This is a genomic window from Campylobacter concisus (assembly GCF_902460845.1).
GTDB classification, from domain to species: Bacteria; Campylobacterota; Campylobacteria; order Campylobacterales; family Campylobacteraceae; genus Campylobacter_A; species Campylobacter_A concisus_X.
In genome coordinates this window covers 60,766-78,868 of record NZ_CABPVS010000003.1, presented here as the reverse complement: position 1 = coordinate 78,868, position 18,103 = coordinate 60,766, and the positions used below count along the sequence as shown (strand labels likewise).

General features: G+C 37.7%; 15 protein-coding genes and 1 pseudogene. 14 read left to right on the top strand and 2 right to left on the bottom strand.

All coding sequences use genetic code 11. The annotated features are described in order from the left end of the window. Positions 1 to 5: 5 nt before the first annotated feature. The 14 genes and pseudogenes from F3H00_RS03535 to F3H00_RS03470 all read left to right on the top strand — a co-directional run bounded on the left by F3H00_RS03535 (position 6) and on the right by F3H00_RS03470 (position 14,435). A complete protein-coding gene (locus F3H00_RS03535; RefSeq protein WP_148800456.1) occupies positions 6 to 746 on the top strand; it encodes a thioredoxin fold domain-containing protein in 741 nt (246 codons plus the stop codon). A gap of 285 nt (positions 747 to 1,031) precedes the next feature. After that, complete coding sequence (locus F3H00_RS03530; RefSeq protein WP_087579573.1) at positions 1,032 to 1,238, top strand: twin-arginine translocation signal domain-containing protein; 207 nt, start codon at positions 1,032 to 1,034, stop codon at positions 1,236 to 1,238. 11 nt (positions 1,239 to 1,249) lie between these two features. Then, a pseudogene (locus F3H00_RS10820) lies at positions 1,250 to 1,510 on the top strand (hypothetical protein); the annotation flags it as partial. A 60-nt stretch (positions 1,511 to 1,570) separates the two neighbouring features. After that, complete coding sequence (locus F3H00_RS03520) at positions 1,571 to 4,225, top strand: formate dehydrogenase subunit alpha (protein WP_223155240.1); 2,655 nt, start codon at positions 1,571 to 1,573, stop codon at positions 4,223 to 4,225. An 11-nt stretch (positions 4,226 to 4,236) separates the two neighbouring features. After that, positions 4,237 to 4,797 carry a formate dehydrogenase FDH3 subunit beta gene (gene fdh3B / locus F3H00_RS03515; protein WP_103644344.1) on the top strand — a complete coding sequence of 187 codons (561 nt, stop codon included), beginning with the start codon at positions 4,237 to 4,239 and terminating at the stop codon, positions 4,795 to 4,797. 268 nt (positions 4,798 to 5,065) lie between these two features. Beyond that, complete coding sequence (locus F3H00_RS03510) at positions 5,066 to 7,006, top strand: FTR1 family iron permease (RefSeq protein ID WP_148800458.1); 1,941 nt, start codon at positions 5,066 to 5,068, stop codon at positions 7,004 to 7,006. A gap of 20 nt (positions 7,007 to 7,026) precedes the next feature. Then, positions 7,027 to 7,548 carry an iron transporter gene (locus tag F3H00_RS03505; protein ID WP_084041674.1) on the top strand — a complete coding sequence of 174 codons (522 nt, stop codon included), beginning with the start codon at positions 7,027 to 7,029 and terminating at the stop codon, positions 7,546 to 7,548. Positions 7,549 to 7,598: 50 nt separating this feature from the next. Then, positions 7,599 to 8,978, top strand: a complete 1,380-nt coding sequence (locus tag F3H00_RS03500; protein ID WP_103629191.1) for a Fe-S-containing protein — start codon at positions 7,599 to 7,601, stop codon at positions 8,976 to 8,978. Continuing rightward, on the top strand, positions 8,975 to 10,267 hold the full coding sequence (locus tag F3H00_RS03495) for an ABC transporter permease (protein ID WP_148800460.1): 1,293 nt from the start codon (positions 8,975 to 8,977) through the stop codon (positions 10,265 to 10,267). The genes F3H00_RS03500 and F3H00_RS03495 overlap by 4 nt, the downstream gene beginning before the upstream one ends. Continuing rightward, positions 10,254 to 11,396: an ABC transporter permease gene (locus F3H00_RS03490; RefSeq protein WP_087585458.1), complete on the top strand. Its 1,143-nt coding sequence runs from the start codon at positions 10,254 to 10,256 to the stop codon at positions 11,394 to 11,396. The genes F3H00_RS03495 and F3H00_RS03490 overlap by 14 nt, the downstream gene beginning before the upstream one ends. A 1-nt stretch (position 11,397) precedes the next feature. Then, positions 11,398 to 12,087, top strand: a complete 690-nt coding sequence (locus tag F3H00_RS03485) for an ABC transporter ATP-binding protein (RefSeq protein WP_054196145.1) — start codon at positions 11,398 to 11,400, stop codon at positions 12,085 to 12,087. Continuing rightward, on the top strand, positions 12,077 to 12,571 hold the full coding sequence (locus F3H00_RS03480) for a TlpA family protein disulfide reductase (RefSeq protein WP_148800472.1): 495 nt from the start codon (positions 12,077 to 12,079) through the stop codon (positions 12,569 to 12,571). The genes F3H00_RS03485 and F3H00_RS03480 overlap by 11 nt, the downstream gene beginning before the upstream one ends. Before the next feature lie 8 nt (positions 12,572 to 12,579). Beyond that, the gene (locus F3H00_RS03475) at positions 12,580 to 13,158 is read left to right on the top strand and encodes a hypothetical protein (protein WP_148800474.1); all 579 of its coding nucleotides are present in this window, start codon (positions 12,580 to 12,582) and stop codon (positions 13,156 to 13,158) included. Between the two features lie 29 nt (positions 13,159 to 13,187). Then, a complete protein-coding gene (locus tag F3H00_RS03470; protein ID WP_148800476.1) occupies positions 13,188 to 14,435 on the top strand; it encodes a DUF2920 family protein in 1,248 nt (415 codons plus the stop codon). A 42-nt stretch (positions 14,436 to 14,477) separates the two neighbouring features. On the opposite strand, the gene F3H00_RS03465 is transcribed toward F3H00_RS03470, so the two are convergent. Further along, on the bottom strand, positions 14,478 to 16,850 hold the full coding sequence (locus F3H00_RS03465; RefSeq protein WP_148800478.1) for a tetratricopeptide repeat protein: 2,373 nt from the start codon (positions 16,848 to 16,850) through the stop codon (positions 14,478 to 14,480). Continuing rightward, a complete protein-coding gene (gene serS, locus F3H00_RS03460; RefSeq protein ID WP_148800480.1) occupies positions 16,850 to 18,094 on the bottom strand; it encodes a serine--tRNA ligase in 1,245 nt (414 codons plus the stop codon). The genes F3H00_RS03465 and serS overlap by 1 nt, the downstream gene beginning before the upstream one ends. Positions 18,095 to 18,103: the final 9 nt, after the last annotated feature.

Sequence of the window (18,103 nt, the reverse complement as noted above, 5' to 3'; positions counted from 1 at the left end):
AAAAAATGAAAAAAGTGGTTTTGGCCTCAATATTAGCGGCAACTAGCCTAGTGGCAGCTAGTAATAAGCAAATAGAAGATTTTTACTCAGAAGTTTTTAAAAATCAAAATATCGATGGTGTTAATGTAAAAGTCGTAGAGCGCACTAAAATTTTAGATGATATAGAAAAAGTAAGCTTAAAATTTAGCAAAGGAGATATGTCTCAAGAAGATGTGACTTTTGTTAAGGGCGATCTTATGTTTCCTGATGTTGTAAATTTAAAGGAGCAAAAGTCTTATTTGGCTGAAGAAAAAAAGGTAATCGCAGAAAAAGCAGCACTTGATTTAGTAAAATCACTAGCTAAAATTTATAAAAATGAAGACAAGGCAAATGTTATAACTCTTGGCAATGATAGCAAAAAGCCAACTCTTATCATGTTTTCAGATCCTGAATGCCCATATTGTAGAGCCGAGCTAGCAAAGATCGAAACGACATTAAAAGACAATAACGTTGAAATCATCCTAACTCCAGTGCATGAACTATCGTCTTTGCAAAAAAGTGCTTTGATCTATAAAGATATAAAAAATGCAAAAAGTGATAGCGATAAGGTTAAAATTTTAAGAAAGTATTTTTCTGAAGATTATAACGTGGATGAAAAAAATGTTAGCAAAGAAGAGAGCGACAAGATCGATACTTTACGTAAAAAATATTTCTCAGCTGGCGTTAGATCAGTGCCATTTATCATAAACAAAAGTGATCTAAAATAATCTTTTCTAGGGAGCTCTCCCTAGAATTTCTTCTTTTAATAAAAATTCTTAAATTTTAAAATACATTTAACTATATTTTTAATAAATACTTAACAAATATAATTAATATTATATATTTACTTTTATTATTTTATAAATATGCTAAATTTACATAGTTTAATTCTAGGCTCTAAAAGCCCTGAAATAGACTATTTGCAATATTTTAGTATCTCTAAATATGCAAATTTTACATATCATGGAACCAAATTTCTCAAATTTTTAAGATTTGAGAGGCAAGGAGAAAAAATGCAAGGATCAAGAAGAGATTTTTTAAAGAAATCTCTAAAAGTTGGTACTGCTGGCGGAATACTCGCAGTTTCTGCAATAGCAAAAACAACTAGTGATGACTTAGCTCCTGATGGCAATGGCGTCGTCGTAGGTAAGTCTAACAAAAAAGAGGTGCTTTATAAAAAAAGCAAAAATTGGGAAACCTACTATAAAATCGCTTATTAAGGGAGAAAACCATGAGTGATGCACGTATAGGGAGACGTTCATTTTTAAAGCTAGCAGCACTTGGTGCTGGCACCACAATGGCTTTTGGGAAAAATGATACGATAAGAGAGGCGAGTGCGGAAGAGATAAAAGATCCTTTTCCTGGCTCAAAAAAGGTTAGGACTATTTGTTCTATTTGTTCAGCAGGCTGTGGTATCGAGGCTGAGGTAAAAGATGGTGTTTGGATCCGCCAAGATATGGCAATGTACCACCCAATATCTCAGGGCTCACACTGTTCAAAAGGTATCGATCAGATCGATCTTACACATAGCAAACAACGCATTAAATATCCTATGAAAAAAGTTGATGGTAAATGGCAAAGAATTTCATGGGATCAAGCTGTAAATGAGATCGGTGATAAGATGCTTCAGATCCGTAAAGAAGATGGCCCTGATAGTGTTGTTTTCTTAGGATCGGCTAAATTTAACAACGAACAGTCTTACTACTTTAGAAAATTTTGTGCATTTTGGGGTACAAACAGTAACGATCACGTAGCAAGAATTTGACATAGCGCAACAGTCGCCGGTGTGGCGAATACTTGGGGTTATGGCGCGATGACAAACCACTTTGGAGATATGGCTGCAAACTCAAAATGTATATTTATCATTGGAGCAAACCCAGCTGTGGCAAACCCAGTTGGTGGCATGAAGCACACTTTACAAGCAAAAGATAGAAACAATGCAAAATTAATTGTAGCTGATCCAAATTTTACAAAGACAGCTGCACATGCTGATCTTTATTTAAGACAAAGATCAGGAACTGATATTGCACTTGTTTATGGTCTTATTCACATCATTCTTAAAAATGGTTGGGAAGATAAAGAATTTATAGAAAATAGAACTTACGGTATTGATGAGATAAGAAAAGAGGCTGAGCACTGGACACCAGAGGTTACATCTGATGTTACTGGAGTGCCAGTTGATAAGCTACTAAAAGCCGCAGATATCCTAGCTCATACAAAACCGGGTACTGTTGTTTGGGCACTTGGCATCACTCAACACTCAGTTGGTACATCAAATACAAGAATTTTACCTATCCTTCAACTAATTCTAGGAAATATGGGCAAAGCAGGCGGTGGCTGTAATATCATTCGTGGTCACGACAATGTTCAAGGCTCAACTGATATGTGCAACCTTTCAGATAGCTTGCCAATGTATTATGGCTTAACTGATGCAGCATGGAAATATTACTGCAAAGGCTGGGGCGTTGATTATGACGAATTTATTAAACGCTTTGCAGTCTCAACAAAAGAGCCAAAACAAGGTGGTACTCCTGTTAAAAACACAGTCTTTGAAGAGTATTATTACCACGATCCTAAACATCCAGAAGATAGAAACTGGAGAAACGAAAAAGGCTGGTCACTTTCAAAATGGTGGCAAGGCGTCTTGAAAGAGGAGAATACATTTAGTAGTGGTGCATTAAGAGTTCTTTGGGTTCAAGGAACTGGTCTAACATCTATGGCACACTTAGCTAAAATTCAAGAAGCAGCTTCAAAACTAGATATGATCGTTGTAGCTGAGCCATTTGTGAATGAAATTTCTATCCTTTCAGATAGAAAAGATGGCGTTTATATCTTGCCAGTAGCGACTGCATTTGAAAATGAAGGTCACTTAAGTGCTACAAACCGCTCAGGACAATGGAGAACAAAAGTTGTTGATCCACTTTATGAGAGCAAGGGCGATCACGAAGTGATGTTCTTGTTTGCTAAGAAATTTGGCTTTTACGATGAATACGTAAGAGGCATGAAAATGGGTATCGTAGATCATGAAATAAAACAAGTAAAAGATGATTTTGTATGGCCTGATGATGCGACAAATGAGATAGCAAGAATTGGAAATTCTATAGGTTATGGTGGTAGAACAGCCGAGATGTTTAGACGACATCAAGCAAACTGGGATAAATTTGACCCAGATACGCTAATAGGTATTGGCGGTGAAGTCAAAGGCGAATACTACGGTAAACCATGGCCAGCATGGGATGAAAAACACCCTGGAACTCCAATACTATATGATATGAGCAAACCTTATGTTGAAGGTGGTTCAGGCTTTAGAAATCGCTTTGGACTCGAACATAATGGCGTTAGTCAGCTAGCTAGCGAAGAGACAACACTTGTTGGCTCAGCTATAAAAGGTGGCTATCCACAAATCACAAAAGAGAATATAGAAAAAGTCTTAGGCATAACTCTAACTGAAGAAGAGAAAGCTAAGATGGGACCAAGCTGGAGTATGGATTATAGTGGTATTATCTTTGAAAAATGCCGTGAAAAAGGTGTTGTGCCTTATGGTAATGCAAGGGCAAGAGCTATCGTTTGGGAATTCCTTGATCCTATTCCAAAACATAGAGAGCCTGTTCACTCACCACGCTGGGATCTTGTTCAAAAGTATCCGACATTTGAAGATCAAGCTAGAAATTTCCGTGTTTCTACTAAGTTTAAGTCAGAGCAACAGGCAAAAGATTGGTCAAAAGAGTTCCCTATCGTATTTAGTACGCAACGTGTCGTAAACTTAAGTGGTGCTGGCATGATCGAAAGAACCAGTAAATATCTATCAGCTATTACGCCAGAGATGTTTGCTAATGTTAACCCAGAGCTAGCTTTACAATACGGTATAAAAGACCGCGATATGATGTGGATCCACAGTCCACAAGGCACAAAGATCAAAGTAAGATGCTATCACAGCCAGATGGTAACTCCAGATAGAATTTGTATGCCATACAACTTCGCTGGTATTATGCAAGGCGTTGATCTTTCAGCTCGCTATCCAGAGGGCACTAAGCCTTATGTTATCGGCGAGAGCTTTAACACAGTTACTAACTACGGATTTGACCCAGTTACTCAAATTTCAGAGTTTAACGCAGGTCTTTGCCGCATAGAAAAAGCTGAGGAAAATACATTTAAAACATCGTTTTTCCATGAATATGGCGAGAGAGACGCCATGGGTAAAGAGTAAGGAGGAATAAAATGGCAAGAATGAAATTTTTCGTAGATACTGATAGATGTATTAGTTGTTATGGTTGCCAAGTTGCTTGCTCTTCTGCTCATGAACTTCCAGTAGGAATTTATAGAAGAAAGGTCATTACACTTCACGATGGTATCGAAGGTAAAGAGGTTTCAACTACCATTGCATGCCAACACTGTACTGATGCACCTTGTGAGCAAGTTTGCCCAGTTGATTGTTTCTACATTAGAGCTGATGGCATCGTGCTTCACGATAAAGATAAATGCATAGGCTGTGGTTACTGCTTATATGCTTGTCCGTTTGGTGCACCACAGTTCCCTAAAGATGGAGCATTTGGCGTAAAAGGCGTTATGGATAAATGTACAATGTGCGCAGGCGGTCCAGAGCCAACAAACTCACACGAGGAGAGAGAACTATACGGTCAAAATAGAATGGCCGAAGGAAAAGTGCCTATGTGTGCGGCTGTGTGTGCTACAAATGCACTTTTAGTTGGAGATGCGGCTGAAGTATCAAACGTATATCGCAAACGCGTTATGCTAAGAAACACTGGGCTAAATGCCTAACAAGAAGGAGAGCATTTGCTCTCCTTTAAATTCTAAATTTTAAACATAAAAACCTTTTCATTTTTTATAAAGCGACTATTTTTTATTCAAAAGATAAATTTTAAATTTACATTAGAAAATTTCTAAAACCATTTAAAATTGGCTATTTGAAGACAAATTTCTCTTTATTATCTCAATTTGCTCTATTTTATGATAATCGTTTTTATTTTAATCAAAGTAAAGCCTTGGTAATATTCGCTTCAAAAAAATCTCACAGGTGGTTTATTTAATGAATAAATTCTTAAAATTTATGTTAATTATGTTGTTGCCTATTTGGCTCGTGGCAAAAAACGACGACTATGAGCAAGTCGCAGCTCAGATAAAAGAGTCGCTACAAAAAGTAATAACAGAGTATAGAGCGGGCAATGTTGAACAAGCGGTCAGTGATACTCAAAATGCTTATTTTGGCTTATTTGAAGATGTCGAAGCTGGCATCAGAATAAATTTAGGTCAGAAAAAAGCTTACTCAATGGAGAAGCAGTTTGGCGAGATCAGAAAGGCGATAAAAGCAGGCGAAGCACCAGATGATGTGCAAAAAAGAATAGATCAGATAAATAGCGAGATCGCTGAAGTTCTACCAGTTATTTTAAAAGGACATAGACTAGTTGGTGAGTATTCAGACAGCCCAGCTCAAGCTGCTGCAACTGACTATGATACTTCTAAATTTATCCCTGAATGGAAGGTAGCATTTACAAATTTATCAGCCGATCTAGATAAAGCAATAGCAAGCTATGAGAGTGATAAGCAAGATGATGCTAAAAATGCTATCCAAGATGCTAAATTTACAGACTACAGAAATACTCAACTTGAAATCGCTATTCGCCAGCATATAGAAAATGGTAAAAGCATAGATGCTGACATCCAAAGAAAGATGGGCGAAGCGATCAGCGGCATCACAAATGGTATAAGCAAAGATGACTTTAAAACCAAGCTAGATGAGATCAAAAAGCTAGCTTATGACGCTGTCTCAAAACTTCCAGCTGATACTGCAAAACTTGCAAAAGTTGATATGAGCGATGTAGAAGCAGCTTCTGAAGAAGATAGTGGTGTAGATTATACCAAAGTCGTTCAAAGCATAAACGACAAAATTCAAGCTGCTATCACACTTTATAAAAATGGTGATGTAAAAAAAGCCATGGGCGATATCCAAGACATCTACTTTGATGAGTTTGAAGGTAGCGGCATGGAGAATAAAGTAGGTGCAATAGATGTAAATTTAAAAACAGCTATTGAAGCTACATTTGGCAATCTTGTAGCCCTTATGAAATCAGGTGCAGACGAAAAAACACTTGAAGAGAGTGCAAGTAAGATGTCATCTCAGCTAACAGCTGCACTTGAGAAAACTAGCAGTTCAAGCTCACCTTGGTCTTTATTTGTTTGGGCTTTGACTATTATTTTAAGAGAAGGCTTTGAGGCGCTTATCATTGTTGCTGCTGTTGTTGCATATCTTGTAAAAACTGGTAATGCTAAAGCGATGGGTAAAGTTGTTTATAGCTCAGTTGGCGTGGCTGTTATCTTAAGTTTTGTCATGGCGTGGTTAATGAATGTCATTTTTGGCGAGGCAGCAGGTCAAAAAAGAGAGCTTATGGAAGGTATCACGATGCTTGTTGCAGTGGGACTTCTATTTTATGTTGGTTTCTGGCTTCTTTCAAATGCTGGTGCTAAAAAATGGAATGACTACATTAAATCACATGTATCTGAGTCTATCTCAAGTGGCTCAACCACAACACTTTGGTGGACCGTGTTTTTAGCAGTATTTAGAGAGGGTGCTGAAACTGTACTATTTTATCAGGCACTTATTTTTGGAGCTAAAGATTCAGCTGGTTACTCAATGATAGCAGCTGGCTTTGTGATAGGACTTGTCGTTCTTTTAATAGTCTATTTCTTATTTAAAATTTTTGCTGTTAAAATTCCTATTAAACCATTTTTTATATTTACGTCAGCGATCATCTTTTATATGTCGATCGTCTTTGTTGGCAAGGGTGTTGGCGAGCTAGTTGAGGGTAAAATTTTCATCCCAACTATCATAAATGGACTTAGCTTCCCTGACTGGATGAGAGACTGGCTAGGACTTCAGCCATATTATGAGAGCTTAGTGCCTCAAATCATTATGGTGCTTGCCCTTGTTATTGGCATCGTTATTATGAAATCAAAACAAAATAAAAATTAATCTTATTTAAAGGAGAGGAAATGAATAAAATTCTTAGTTCAGCTCTAGCACTTAGCCTAGCAGCTGGTTTTGCACTTGCTGGTGAGCACCCAATCGGTGAGCCTGTAGAGGCTAATGGTATGGAGATAGCTGCAGTTTATTTGCAACCAATCGACATGGAACCAAAGGGTATTGACCTAGCTCCAAGCCTAGCTGATTTTCACCTAGAAGCTGACATACACGCTATTGCTGGTAATAAAAACGGCTTTGGCGAAGGTGAGTGGATCCCATACCTAAAGATTAACTACGAGCTAAAAAACCTTGATAACGGCAAAGTTAAAAAAGGTACCTTTATGCCAATGGTTGCAAGCGATGGCCCACACTATGGTGCTAACGTAAAAATGGATACAGGCGTAGGTAACTATGAGCTTAAATTCCACATTGATAATCCAGAAAAACAAGGTTTTGGTCGTCACGCTGACAAAGAGAGCGGTGTTGGTAAATGGTTTGAGCCTTTCACAACAACTTATAAATTTCAATGGACAGGTGGTCCTGTTAAATAATCACCAGGGGCGTTCTCGCCCCTTTTAAAAAATTCTCACAGGGTTTAGTTATGTCAATTTATTTCTATCAGGTCTTTTTAGCCCTCCTTGGATTTACGCTTTTTGCTGCCTTAAATAACAAGGATAAAAGTTTAAAAACACTCTTTTTACCGTCACTTTTTGGAGTCGTAGCTGGCATATTTATTTTTAAAGTCGTTCGTCACGCACTTGTAGATGATCAGTTTAAAATTTTCATCGATTTAGTGACGCTAGTTTTTCTACTAATTAGCATTTTATGGATATTTCTTGAGCTTAAGATAGCAAAAATTGTAACGTTTTTTATTTTAGGCATCGGCTTTGGCTTTGGCTATAGTTCAAGCAGTGTGTTATTCCCGCTATTTGGTGGTGAGCTACTAGATACGCTTTCGGTCATTAGCTTCTTTCTAATGATATTTGCAATGATTTTGCTCGTATTTTTATTCTTTTTTATTTCGAATTTAAAATCTAGCATTTCTCCATTAATAGCTAAAATTTTAGCTATTATCACTTTAGTTTTCTTACTAATAGATAGAAGTTCTCAGACAGCGCTTGAGCTTTTACGTGCTGGGGCTTTAAAAATAAGTAGTGAGTTAAACTCTCAGATTCTATCTGTTAGTGCAAAAGGTATTTACGTATCAGAATTTGGTACTTATTTTTATATCTTTGTGATCTTACTTTTATGCATCACTGCACTTTTCTTTATGCCAAAAAGTATTGATAAAAATAAATTTGGTTCTATCAAATACCGCTTTACAAAAGCCATTAGAGAAAATATTTCTGATAATGCAAAATTTGCATTTTGTAGTATTTTGATAGCACTTGGATTTTCGCTCTATTATGATCTTTACGCATCTCGTCCACCTGAAATTTCAGAGCCAGTCTTGGTTGAGCCAGTGGGAGATAAATTTATATTTGATGTTGATATGCTAAAAGATAATGAACTTCACAGATTTGCTTATATAACAGACGAGGGCAAACAGATAAGATTTTTCTTATTAAACCGCTTTAGCGACCGTGTATCACCTGTTATCGTCTTTGATTCATGCATGATATGTGGCGATATGGGCTATATAAAAAGAGGAAATGACCTTATTTGTATCTCTTGTAATGTTAGAATTTTCTTGCCATCAGTTGGCAAAGAGGGTGGTTGCAATCCGATACCAATGCCATTTATCTTTGATGGCAAAAATATCATAGTTGATTATAAAACTATTACAGATGGAGCAAATTTCTTTAGTAAGGTTGTCGAAAAAATGGTGCTTGACCCAGTTAGTCGCAAAAAAGTGAGCAACCTTGAGTCAAGATCATATTTATATTATGGACGCACATATTTCTTTGAAAATAACGAAACTCAGGCGAAATTTGAAGCAAATCCAGAAAAATATGTAGAAATAAATGGAACGTTAAAATGAAAAATATGCAACTAAGAATGATAAAAAGCTCGATCACGGGCTCAAAGGTGCAAAAGACGATGGCATTTATCACCATACTACTAGCTGCTCTTTTGATAGCTTGCATGCTAAATATCACACTAAAAATCGGTGATCAAGTAGCAACTGAGCTTAGAGGATATGGCTCAAATATCGTTGTTTTACCACGCGGTGAGAGCCTAAGTATCGAGATCGAGGGTAAAAATTTCACCCCGCTAAAATCACAAAATTTACTTCCAGAAGCTGATATTTATAAGATAAAAGAGATCTTTTGGCGAAATAACATCGTTGCTTTTGCTCCGTTTTTAGAGACAAAGGTAAAGGACGCTAAGGGCGATGAGTTTAGCTTTGAGGGGACTTATTTTGATAAAAATATCGGTCTAAAAGATGAGCCAGAATTTAGCACAGGCGTTAAGAGCTTGTATGGATTTTGGGGTGTTGAGGGCGCTTGGCCAAAAGATGAGAGTATGGATGAGATTTTAGTTGGCGAAGAACTTTCTAAGGCTAAAAATTTAAAAGTTGGCGACAAGCTTAGCCTTGTGGGCAAAAATGGTACAAGAGAGGTTAAAATAGTTGGAATTTTAAAAGGAGCTAGTGACGAGACGCATAAGCTAGTTGGCTCGTTAAAGCTTGCTGGAGATCTCTCTGGACATGCAAACTCATACACAAAGGCTGAAGTCTCAGCCATGACGATCCCAGAAAACGACCTATCACTAAAAGCAAGAAGAAATTTAGACAATCTTGATAGCGCAGAGTACGACAAATGGTACTGCTCAGCCTACGCTGGCTCGATCGCATTTCAGATAGAAGAAAATTTACCAAACGTTAGCGCAAAAGCTAGCCTTCAAGTAAGTGATGCTGAAAGTAATATCGTAAAGAAAATCCAAAGCCTAATGGGCATCGTTAGCATCATCGCTCTTGTGGTCTCAGCTATTGGAATAACGTCGCTAATGACAAGTGAAATTTATCGCCGTAAAAAAGAGATCGGCCTTTTAAAAGCCATAGGTGCTAGTAACTTTGAAATTTACGCACTTTTTGCTAGCGAGAGTCTTGTGGTGGCATTTTTTGCAGGTATCACTGGAGCATTTTTAGGATACGCACTAAGCTACGTGATGTCTTACATTATCTTCTCTCACGGCATAGGCATAGCTTGGATCGTGCTACCAATTAGCGTGGCATTTGCCCTACTTATCTCAGTCGTTGGCTCGCTAATGCCAATGAGAAACGTCATAAATTTACTACCTGCGGAGGTGCTATATGACCGCAAATAGCAAATTCTTTTACAATACAATTTATAAAAGTTTAAAAAATGGCTCATCAAGAGTCATGGTCATCGTGATCTCTATCTTGCTTGGAGCATGCGTGTGTGCGGCGTTTGTTAATGTCTATCTTGATATCGACTCAAAGGTCTCACGCGAGCTAAAAACTTATGGTGCAAATATGATCTTTGCTCCAAAAGATATGGCCTCAAGCGATGATATGAGTGAAAAAACTTACAATGAAATGATCGCTAAGGTACCAAAAGATAAGCTTCTTGGTGAGAGCGGTTATCTCTTTGCTCAGGCAAATATCGGTCCAACAAATGCTATCGTCATGGGAGCAAAATTTAGCAATCTAAAAAAAGTTAAACCATTTTTAGATGTTAGAGATGGAACGATGATAAATGTCGATTTTGACGATAAAAATGTGCTAATAGGCGTTGATCTAGCTCGTCAGGCTGGCTTTAAAGCAGGCGATGATATAGAAATTCGCGCCATTGGCTCAAATGAGAGCATAAATGTAAAGATAAAAGGCGTAGTCGCAAGCGGCGATAAAGAGGATGCACTTTTGATCACGTCACTATCTTTGGCTCAAAAAATTTCAAATAAAGCTGGCAAAATAAACTATGCTGAAGCTGTTGTGCTTGGTAACTTTGACGAGATAACATCACTTGCAAAGACTATAAGCAATGATGAAATAGCTGCAAAACCAGTGGCAAAGGTCTCAAAATCTGAGGGCTATATTTTGGAGAAAATAAAGCTATTAATGGCACTTGTTAGCCTTGTTATTTTGCTCATTACTTCAATGTGCGTAAACACAACGCTTAGTGCTATCTTGCTCTCTCGCTCAAAGGAGATCGCACTTCTAAGAGCCATAGGCGCAAGCAAAAAGGATGTATTAAAGCTATTTGGCTTTGAAACATTTGTGACAGCGCTCATCTCAGCATTAGTTGGTGCATTTTTAGGATATTTACTAGCTCAAATTTTAGGTTATGCGATATTTGATTCTAGTATTGATTTTAGAATTTTAAGCATCCCAGTAGCTGTGATAATTTCGCTTTTATTTGCAGCGATCGCAGCATTTTATCCGATCAAACGGGCACTTAATAATAAAATGGCAGATACATTAAGAGGAGAATGATATGCAAAATGCACTAGAATTAAAAAATATTTGTAAAATTTTTGGCGATGTTAAAGCACTTGATGATATAAATTTTGAGGTTAAAAAAGGTGAGTGGGTCAGCGTAATGGGACCAAGTGGTAGTGGTAAGAGTACGCTTGTAAATATCCTTTCTCTAATGGATACTCCAAGCAGTGGTACTTATATGCTCGGTGGGGATGACGCGAGCAATCTAAATGCTGATGATACACTTAAATTCAGACGTGAAAAGATCGGTCTTATTTTTCAGCAGTTTCACTTAGTGCCATATCTTAGCGCTCTTGAAAATGTGATGATCGCTCAGTACTATCACAGCTCAGTTGATGAAGAGGATGCTAAAAAGGCACTTGAGGCAGTTGGTCTTTCACATAGGCTAACGCACAGACCGAGTCAGCTAAGTGGTGGTGAGCAACAACGCCTTTGTATCGCGCGCTCACTCATAAACGATCCTGAAATTTTAATAGCAGATGAGCCAACTGGTAACCTTGATGAAGCAAATGAAAGAGTTATACTTGATCTATTTTGCAAGCTAAGAAAAGATGGCAAAACCATTCTTCTAGTAACTCACAACCCTGATCTTGGCGAGTATGGCGATAAGATCGTATATCTAAGACACGGCAAATTGGAGAAAATTCGCACTATTGAAAATCCAAAGGTGCCAAATGAAATTTAAATTTCTATTTTTGTGCCTGGTCGCAGCTCTAGTTATGGGCTGCGTCAAGCAGTATGAGAAGCATCACATTACGCTAAATGACTCAAGCGGCATTGATACGCAGTTTTTTCCAACAGAAAAGAGGCTAAAGATAGGCGATAAGCCATATATGCTATTTTTCTTTGGTACGGACTGCGGAGTGTGCAAGGCCGCTATACCTGATCTAAATACGCTTGAAAAAGAGTATGGTAAAGAGGTTCAATTCATTGGTGTTTTAGGACCTAGTAAAGGCTTTGATAAAGATATTGAGCTTTTAAAAGAGCACAACATTACATTTAAAACTACGAGTGATAAGGTTTCAGTTGATTACTTTAGCAAGGCAGTTGGTGGCGTCATGGGCGTGCCAGTTATCTATTTTTTTGATAAAGATGGTAAGATGCGATCAAAATTTATCGGTCTTACACCAAAAAGTGTACTTGAAAGTGCTATAAGATCGCTCTTGTAGGAGTGAATATGAAAAATTTCTTTTTATTTGTCTTAGCGGTATTTTTTGTTGGATGTGCTAGTAGCACTCCAAATATCTCGGTCAAAACGAGCGATCCGATCTTTTTTACGCTTAATGAATCAAACAAAAGTGTCTATGTAAATTTTAAAAATAGTGCGACCGGGCAAGATGTAAATGCTGAAATTTTAAGCGAGTTTGCAAAGGCTGGCTTTAGAAACGAGCCAAATATCAAAAATGCCGACTTCATCATCCTTGGCGATGTGCAAAGCTTTTCTAGGATAATAAAAAGAGATCCTAGATTTTCAATGGGCATGGGATATGGCTTTGGTAGACCAAGCTTTGGCTTTGGCTACTCGATGTTTTTCCCATTTGGCTATTACGATGATGATGACTTTAGTACAAATAGCTATACTTATCACATGCAAGTAAGCGTGCTAGTGCGTCCAAAAAATGGTGGCGAAAAGGCGACAAATATCTCACTTATGCAAGCTGGCAATGTCTATTCGCCAAGCTACATTTGGCCGTTTTTTAAAGAACGCCTAGCAAAACAGATCGTTAGCTTTTTTTATAACGTCTCGCAAAAATAGGAGAAATTAGTAAATTTAAAAGGATTTAAATGCTAGTTGATGGAAGCTATGAAATTTCATCTTGTGATGATATTGAACTTGGTATAAAAAGAAGCTCTCCTCTCTCCTTTTATTCCTGTTATGACGATGCCAAGAATGCAAAAGCCCTTTTGGTGATTATCCCTGGGCTTGGAGAAGACTCTGACCTTGGATATAGAGCTAACCTTATGCGGACTATGGCAGAGGCTTATGATGTTGCATGCATTAGTGTGGATTATCACTGCATAGGCAACCGCCCACAGCTTGGGGCGAAATTTGGGCTTGATGATATAGATCGCGAAATCTTAACAAGAGAACTATCAAGCATAGGTATAAATTTACCAATTGATCTAAAAAGTATCGACTGCCACGAGAAGGTTGATTTGCTACTTAAATTTCTCAGCAAAGAGATTACTATTCGAAAAGAGAGAGGTATTTTGCCGGCTGATTTTAGGCTAAATGCTAGCATTACGATGGTGCCAACAAAAAATGAATATCAAAATTTTGGCGTTATGCAAGCATTAGATGTGCTAAATGCTGTGCTTTATACAAAAAAATATATAAATAATGCCAAATTTGAACATCTGCCAGTGATAATGGTAGGTAGCTCACATGGTGGATATCTGGCACATATGTGTGCTAAGATCGCTCCATGGCTAGTTGATGGGGTGATAGATAATAGCTCTTATGCCATATTTTTATGGCGTCTTATCGGCTTTGGTAAAGAGATAAATTTTACTAACTATTTTTGTTTTGGCACTGACACTTTGTATCAAAATTTATATATTTATTTTTTTGATAAGACCTACTGGACACTTAATAAAAAATCACCATACTATTTTATTGACGCAAGAGAAGAGATAAGAAACATCCTAAATTTAGATCATCTAAATGTTCAAAGCAGCTATAAAAAGCCAATTTACGTGAGCTATCACTGTATTTGTGATAAAGAAATAGCTCCAGCAAAGGATAAAATCGAGCTTTACGAGGCTCTTAAGAAACTTAAATTTGACGCAACACTACATATGATAAAAGATGAGAGTGAGGTTGATGGCAAATTTATAAAGTCTCTAACGCATGGAATGGGGATGTCTTATAAACTACTTTTACAAAAAGAGCTTCCCAGTATGATGGAGAAAATTTTATCTCAAAAAAATAAAAAGAGCAGCAAGAGTATTGAGTATAAATGCGGTGATACGATCTATAAATTTAGTGAAGTCTTAGATCAAATAAATCTTGAAATTTTAGATATTGCTTAGTATTTAAAATAGTTAAAACTAGGCGCATAAACCCAGTTTTTATCAGTCATTATCTATCTCAAAGCCGTAAAATTCGCTTTCATACTCAACATTTCCTATTTTGCTGTATTGTATAAGAGCTGCTTTTATATTATCTATCTGCTGATACATTAGGCCAAGAGCTATTCTATTTTCGATAGCATTAGCATCATTTAGTTTTGTTAGCTCTAAAAGTGCGATCGCGTTTGATACTTTTCCAGCTCCTGTCGCAGCCACAGATGCTAAAAACAATGTGCTAGCGTCATTTACTTTAAACTCATCGATTGCCTGATTATAAAGTTTATAGCTCTCCTCAAAATCGTTTGTAAAGATATCGATATAGGCTAGAGTTTGGATCAAATTTATATTCTTTGGAGCATTTTTTAGCTCGGCTCTTAACTTATCACGCTCTCTTGTAAGTAAGCCTGAAATTTGAAGTAGCTTGATGTATTGCTTTTTGATGATATCAGCGCCGTGATAGAAAGCGTTTGAATCAAGTTGCTTGCCATTAAAGTGAATTTGTATCGCTTTTGCATACTCTTTGACATTTTGCTCTTTGTTTTTCGAGATGAAATTTAAGATATTTGCAATAATATCATTTGGCAAAATTTTTAGTAATTCATCAGCTTTCTTTGCCATTAGCTCGTCATTGTTTGTTACTTTTGCGATGATGATATCAAAGGCTAAATTTAGCATTGTCTGCTCTTTTGGCTCTTCAAGCCACCTTATCATGGCGCTTTGGTTGCCGCTAACCAGGCTTAGAAGCGAGGCATATAAATTTACAGGCTTTAAACTCTTGTCATTTTCTAAATTTTCGCCGATCTCTTCAATGAGTTTTGGGTTTAAATTTCTATTTATATCTAGACAAATCGCCCCAAAAATACCTGCAAGATGGTTATTTACATCCTGGTGATAGCTTGCTATGAAGTGCTTTGCTGCAAGGCTAAAATTTCCAAGCTGAGCGTAGCTTAGGGCGAGGTTGTATTGCAAGATAGAGTGATTTGGATAAGTGCTGGCTAGCTCTTCAAACTCTTTATTTGCTTCTTTTAAGCGATAGCTTAGTGCTTTTGCAATAGCTTCACTAAGTTTTGCATTTACTTTTGAAGCAGCTGCACTTTGGCTAAGATAGTCATTTGCTGCTGATGTATCGTCTAAAAAGACGCTAACACCGCCTTTTCTTATCTGCTCGATGCTCTGTTTTGCATCAAAGACCTTGTAAGGCGCGAAGTAAAAAAGGGTCTCATAGCGCCTTGTTCTATCAAAAAACATATCATCGCTAAAGTGTGCCTGAGCTAGGCTGACATCAAAAAGATCAGGCTTTAGTATCGTTTTTATCTTGTAAATTTTGCTTGGCAAAGAAGCATTGTAGTCGTAAACATCTTTGATAAATGCAGCCGCGTCGCCGTAGTCAGAAGTTTTTAGATCAATTAGCGCCTCAGTCATCTTGATAAGATCGATATTTGGCGTATTTTTAGAAGCTTTTGTTAAATAATCCCTTGCCTTGTCGTATTTGCCAAGTCTTGCGTAGAGCTGCGCTAGCGTGAAGTCGGCTTTAAACGCCTTTTGGCTCTCAAGTTTGGCTATTGCTCTTTCATCATCTCCAAGAAGTGATAAAATTTTTGCACTTAAATACGCATATTCATTTTTATAATCTGCAGTATTTGGATGAGAAAGTGCTTGAAGCGCCTCGTAATAGTTGCCTTTATAGTAGTTTATAAGCGCGTAGTAATAGCTATAAAGTGGCGAGTTGTTTTCATACTGCAAAAATGAGTCAGCAAGTCCTATATAGTAGTTAAAATTTTTAGTGTTATTTAGCTCAAGTGAGCAAACGGCAGCATTTATGGCGCTAACTGCTGTGTTTTCTCTATCGGTTATAGCTTTATTAAAAGATACGATCGCCTCATCACATCTTTCTTGTTTCATCTGCGAAACACCGAGGTTGTAGTTTGAAAGTGACTGGTTATAAACAGCTACGTTTTCATAAATTTTTAACGCTTCAAATTTATTGCCACGCTCGTAGAGCTGATTGGCTTTATTTATCATTTCATCTATCTTTGAAGCGCCAAAATTTTGCGTTTGGTAGTTATTTTCTATATTTTTTACGATACTTGCAGTATCTATGTTCTCTTTTTTGTCTTTCTTTAGCAAGATAACTAGCAAAACCACTATCAAGATGATAAGTACTAGAGCGACCATACCTGCTATTATAAAGAGCTTTTTATTGCTCTTTTTTACAGGGATTGGCTCTGGGATGCTCTCATCTTGTAGTACACCCTCACTTGCGATACTCTCAAGCGAGACGATCTCTTCAGGCACTTCGGCTTTTGCCTCTTCAGGCGCTTCTTGCTCTGCTTGCTCGCCAGGTGGTTTTAAAACTACAACCTCTTCTTCAGCCACTACATATACCTTTTAAGAACTTCTGGAATTTCAATAGTGCCATCTGCTTTTTGGTAGTTTTCCATGATGGCAATAAGAGTCCTGCCCACAGCTAGACTTGAGCCATTTAGCGTATTTACAAGCATATTTTTCTTGCCATCTTTAAAGCGAATTTTTGCACGCCTTGCTTGAAAATCACGAGTGTTGGAAATAGAGCTAATCTCTCTATATTTACCTTGACCAGGCAACCAAACCTCAAGGTCTATCGTCTTTGCCGCGCTAAAGCCAAGGTCGCCACTGCAAAGAAGCATATGGCGGTGAGGAAGCCCAAGGCTAGTTAGTAAATCGCTTGCGCACGATACCATCTCATTTAGCACGTCTTCGCTTTGATCAGGTCTTGTGATACTTACTAGCTCGACCTTTTCAAACTGGTGCTGGCGGATCATGCCTCTCGTGTCACGTCCTGCTGAGCCAGCCTCTTGACGGAAGCATGCTGAGTAGCAAGTCATCTTTATAGGTAACTGCTCAGCTTCAATGATCGTGTCATTGTATAAATTTGTCACAGGCACTTCGCTAGTTGGGATGAGGTAGAGATCCTCGTCGCGCACCTTATAAAGATCCTCTTCAAATTTAGGCAGCTGACCAGTACCAAAAAGTGTATTTGAGCTTACTAGATAAGGGACATTTACAAGCTCGAAGCCACGTGAGCTATTAAAGTCGATCATGTAATTAACAAGCGCTCTACTTAGCCTTGCTCCCATGCCGCGAAGTACGGTAAAGCGAGATCCTGAGAGCTTTGCGCCCCTTTCAAAGTCAAGCCAACCAAGGCTCTCACCTAGCTCCCAGTGCTCTTTTGGTGTAAAGCTAAATTTAGTTGGCTCAAGTACCGTTTTTATGCAGACATTATCGTCCTCGTCCTTGCCAAAAGGCACGTCATCATCGGTGATATTTGGCACGCTAAATGAAATTTGCTCAAGCTTTTCTTCATATTGTTTAACGATCTCATCAGCATCAGAAAGTGCAGCTTTGTTTAAATTTAGCTCATTTTTAAGCTCGCTTACATCTTCACCGGCTCTTGCCTTTATGCCAAGCTCTTTGCTCTTTGCGTTTTGGATCGCTTGGAAATTTTCAAGTGCTTTACGTTTTTGTTTTAGCTCGTTAAAAGTTTGTAAAAGCTCGTCAAGTAGCCCAGCTTTTACATTTTTTCCCTCAAGTTTTTTTACAAATTCATCGTAATTTGTCTCGAGTAGTTTTAAATTTATCATTCCGTATCC

Bases quoted from the DNA above. Each gene is read 5' to 3' on its own strand.
- F3H00_RS03470 (WP_148800476.1), top strand. From the start codon at position 13,188: ATGCTAGTTGATGGAAGCTATGAAATTTCATCTTGTGATGATATTGAA.
- F3H00_RS03530 (WP_087579573.1), top strand. From the start codon at position 1,032: ATGCAAGGATCAAGAAGAGATTTTTTAAAGAAATCTCTAAAAGTTGGT.
- F3H00_RS03510 (WP_148800458.1), top strand. From the start codon at position 5,066: ATGAATAAATTCTTAAAATTTATGTTAATTATGTTGTTGCCTATTTGG.
- fdh3B (WP_103644344.1), top strand. From the start codon at position 4,237: ATGGCAAGAATGAAATTTTTCGTAGATACTGATAGATGTATTAGTTGT.
- F3H00_RS03480 (WP_148800472.1), top strand. From the start codon at position 12,077: ATGAAATTTAAATTTCTATTTTTGTGCCTGGTCGCAGCTCTAGTTATG.
- F3H00_RS03500 (WP_103629191.1), top strand. From the start codon at position 7,599: ATGTCAATTTATTTCTATCAGGTCTTTTTAGCCCTCCTTGGATTTACG.
- F3H00_RS03490 (WP_087585458.1), top strand. From the start codon at position 10,254: ATGACCGCAAATAGCAAATTCTTTTACAATACAATTTATAAAAGTTTA.
- F3H00_RS03535 (WP_148800456.1), top strand. From the start codon at position 6: ATGAAAAAAGTGGTTTTGGCCTCAATATTAGCGGCAACTAGCCTAGTG.
- F3H00_RS03485 (WP_054196145.1), top strand. From the start codon at position 11,398: ATGCAAAATGCACTAGAATTAAAAAATATTTGTAAAATTTTTGGCGAT.
- F3H00_RS03475 (WP_148800474.1), top strand. From the start codon at position 12,580: ATGAAAAATTTCTTTTTATTTGTCTTAGCGGTATTTTTTGTTGGATGT.
- F3H00_RS03505 (WP_084041674.1), top strand. From the start codon at position 7,027: ATGAATAAAATTCTTAGTTCAGCTCTAGCACTTAGCCTAGCAGCTGGT.
- serS (WP_148800480.1), bottom strand. From the start codon at position 18,094: ATGATAAATTTAAAACTACTCGAGACAAATTACGATGAATTTGTAAAA.
- F3H00_RS03495 (WP_148800460.1), top strand. From the start codon at position 8,975: ATGAAAAATATGCAACTAAGAATGATAAAAAGCTCGATCACGGGCTCA.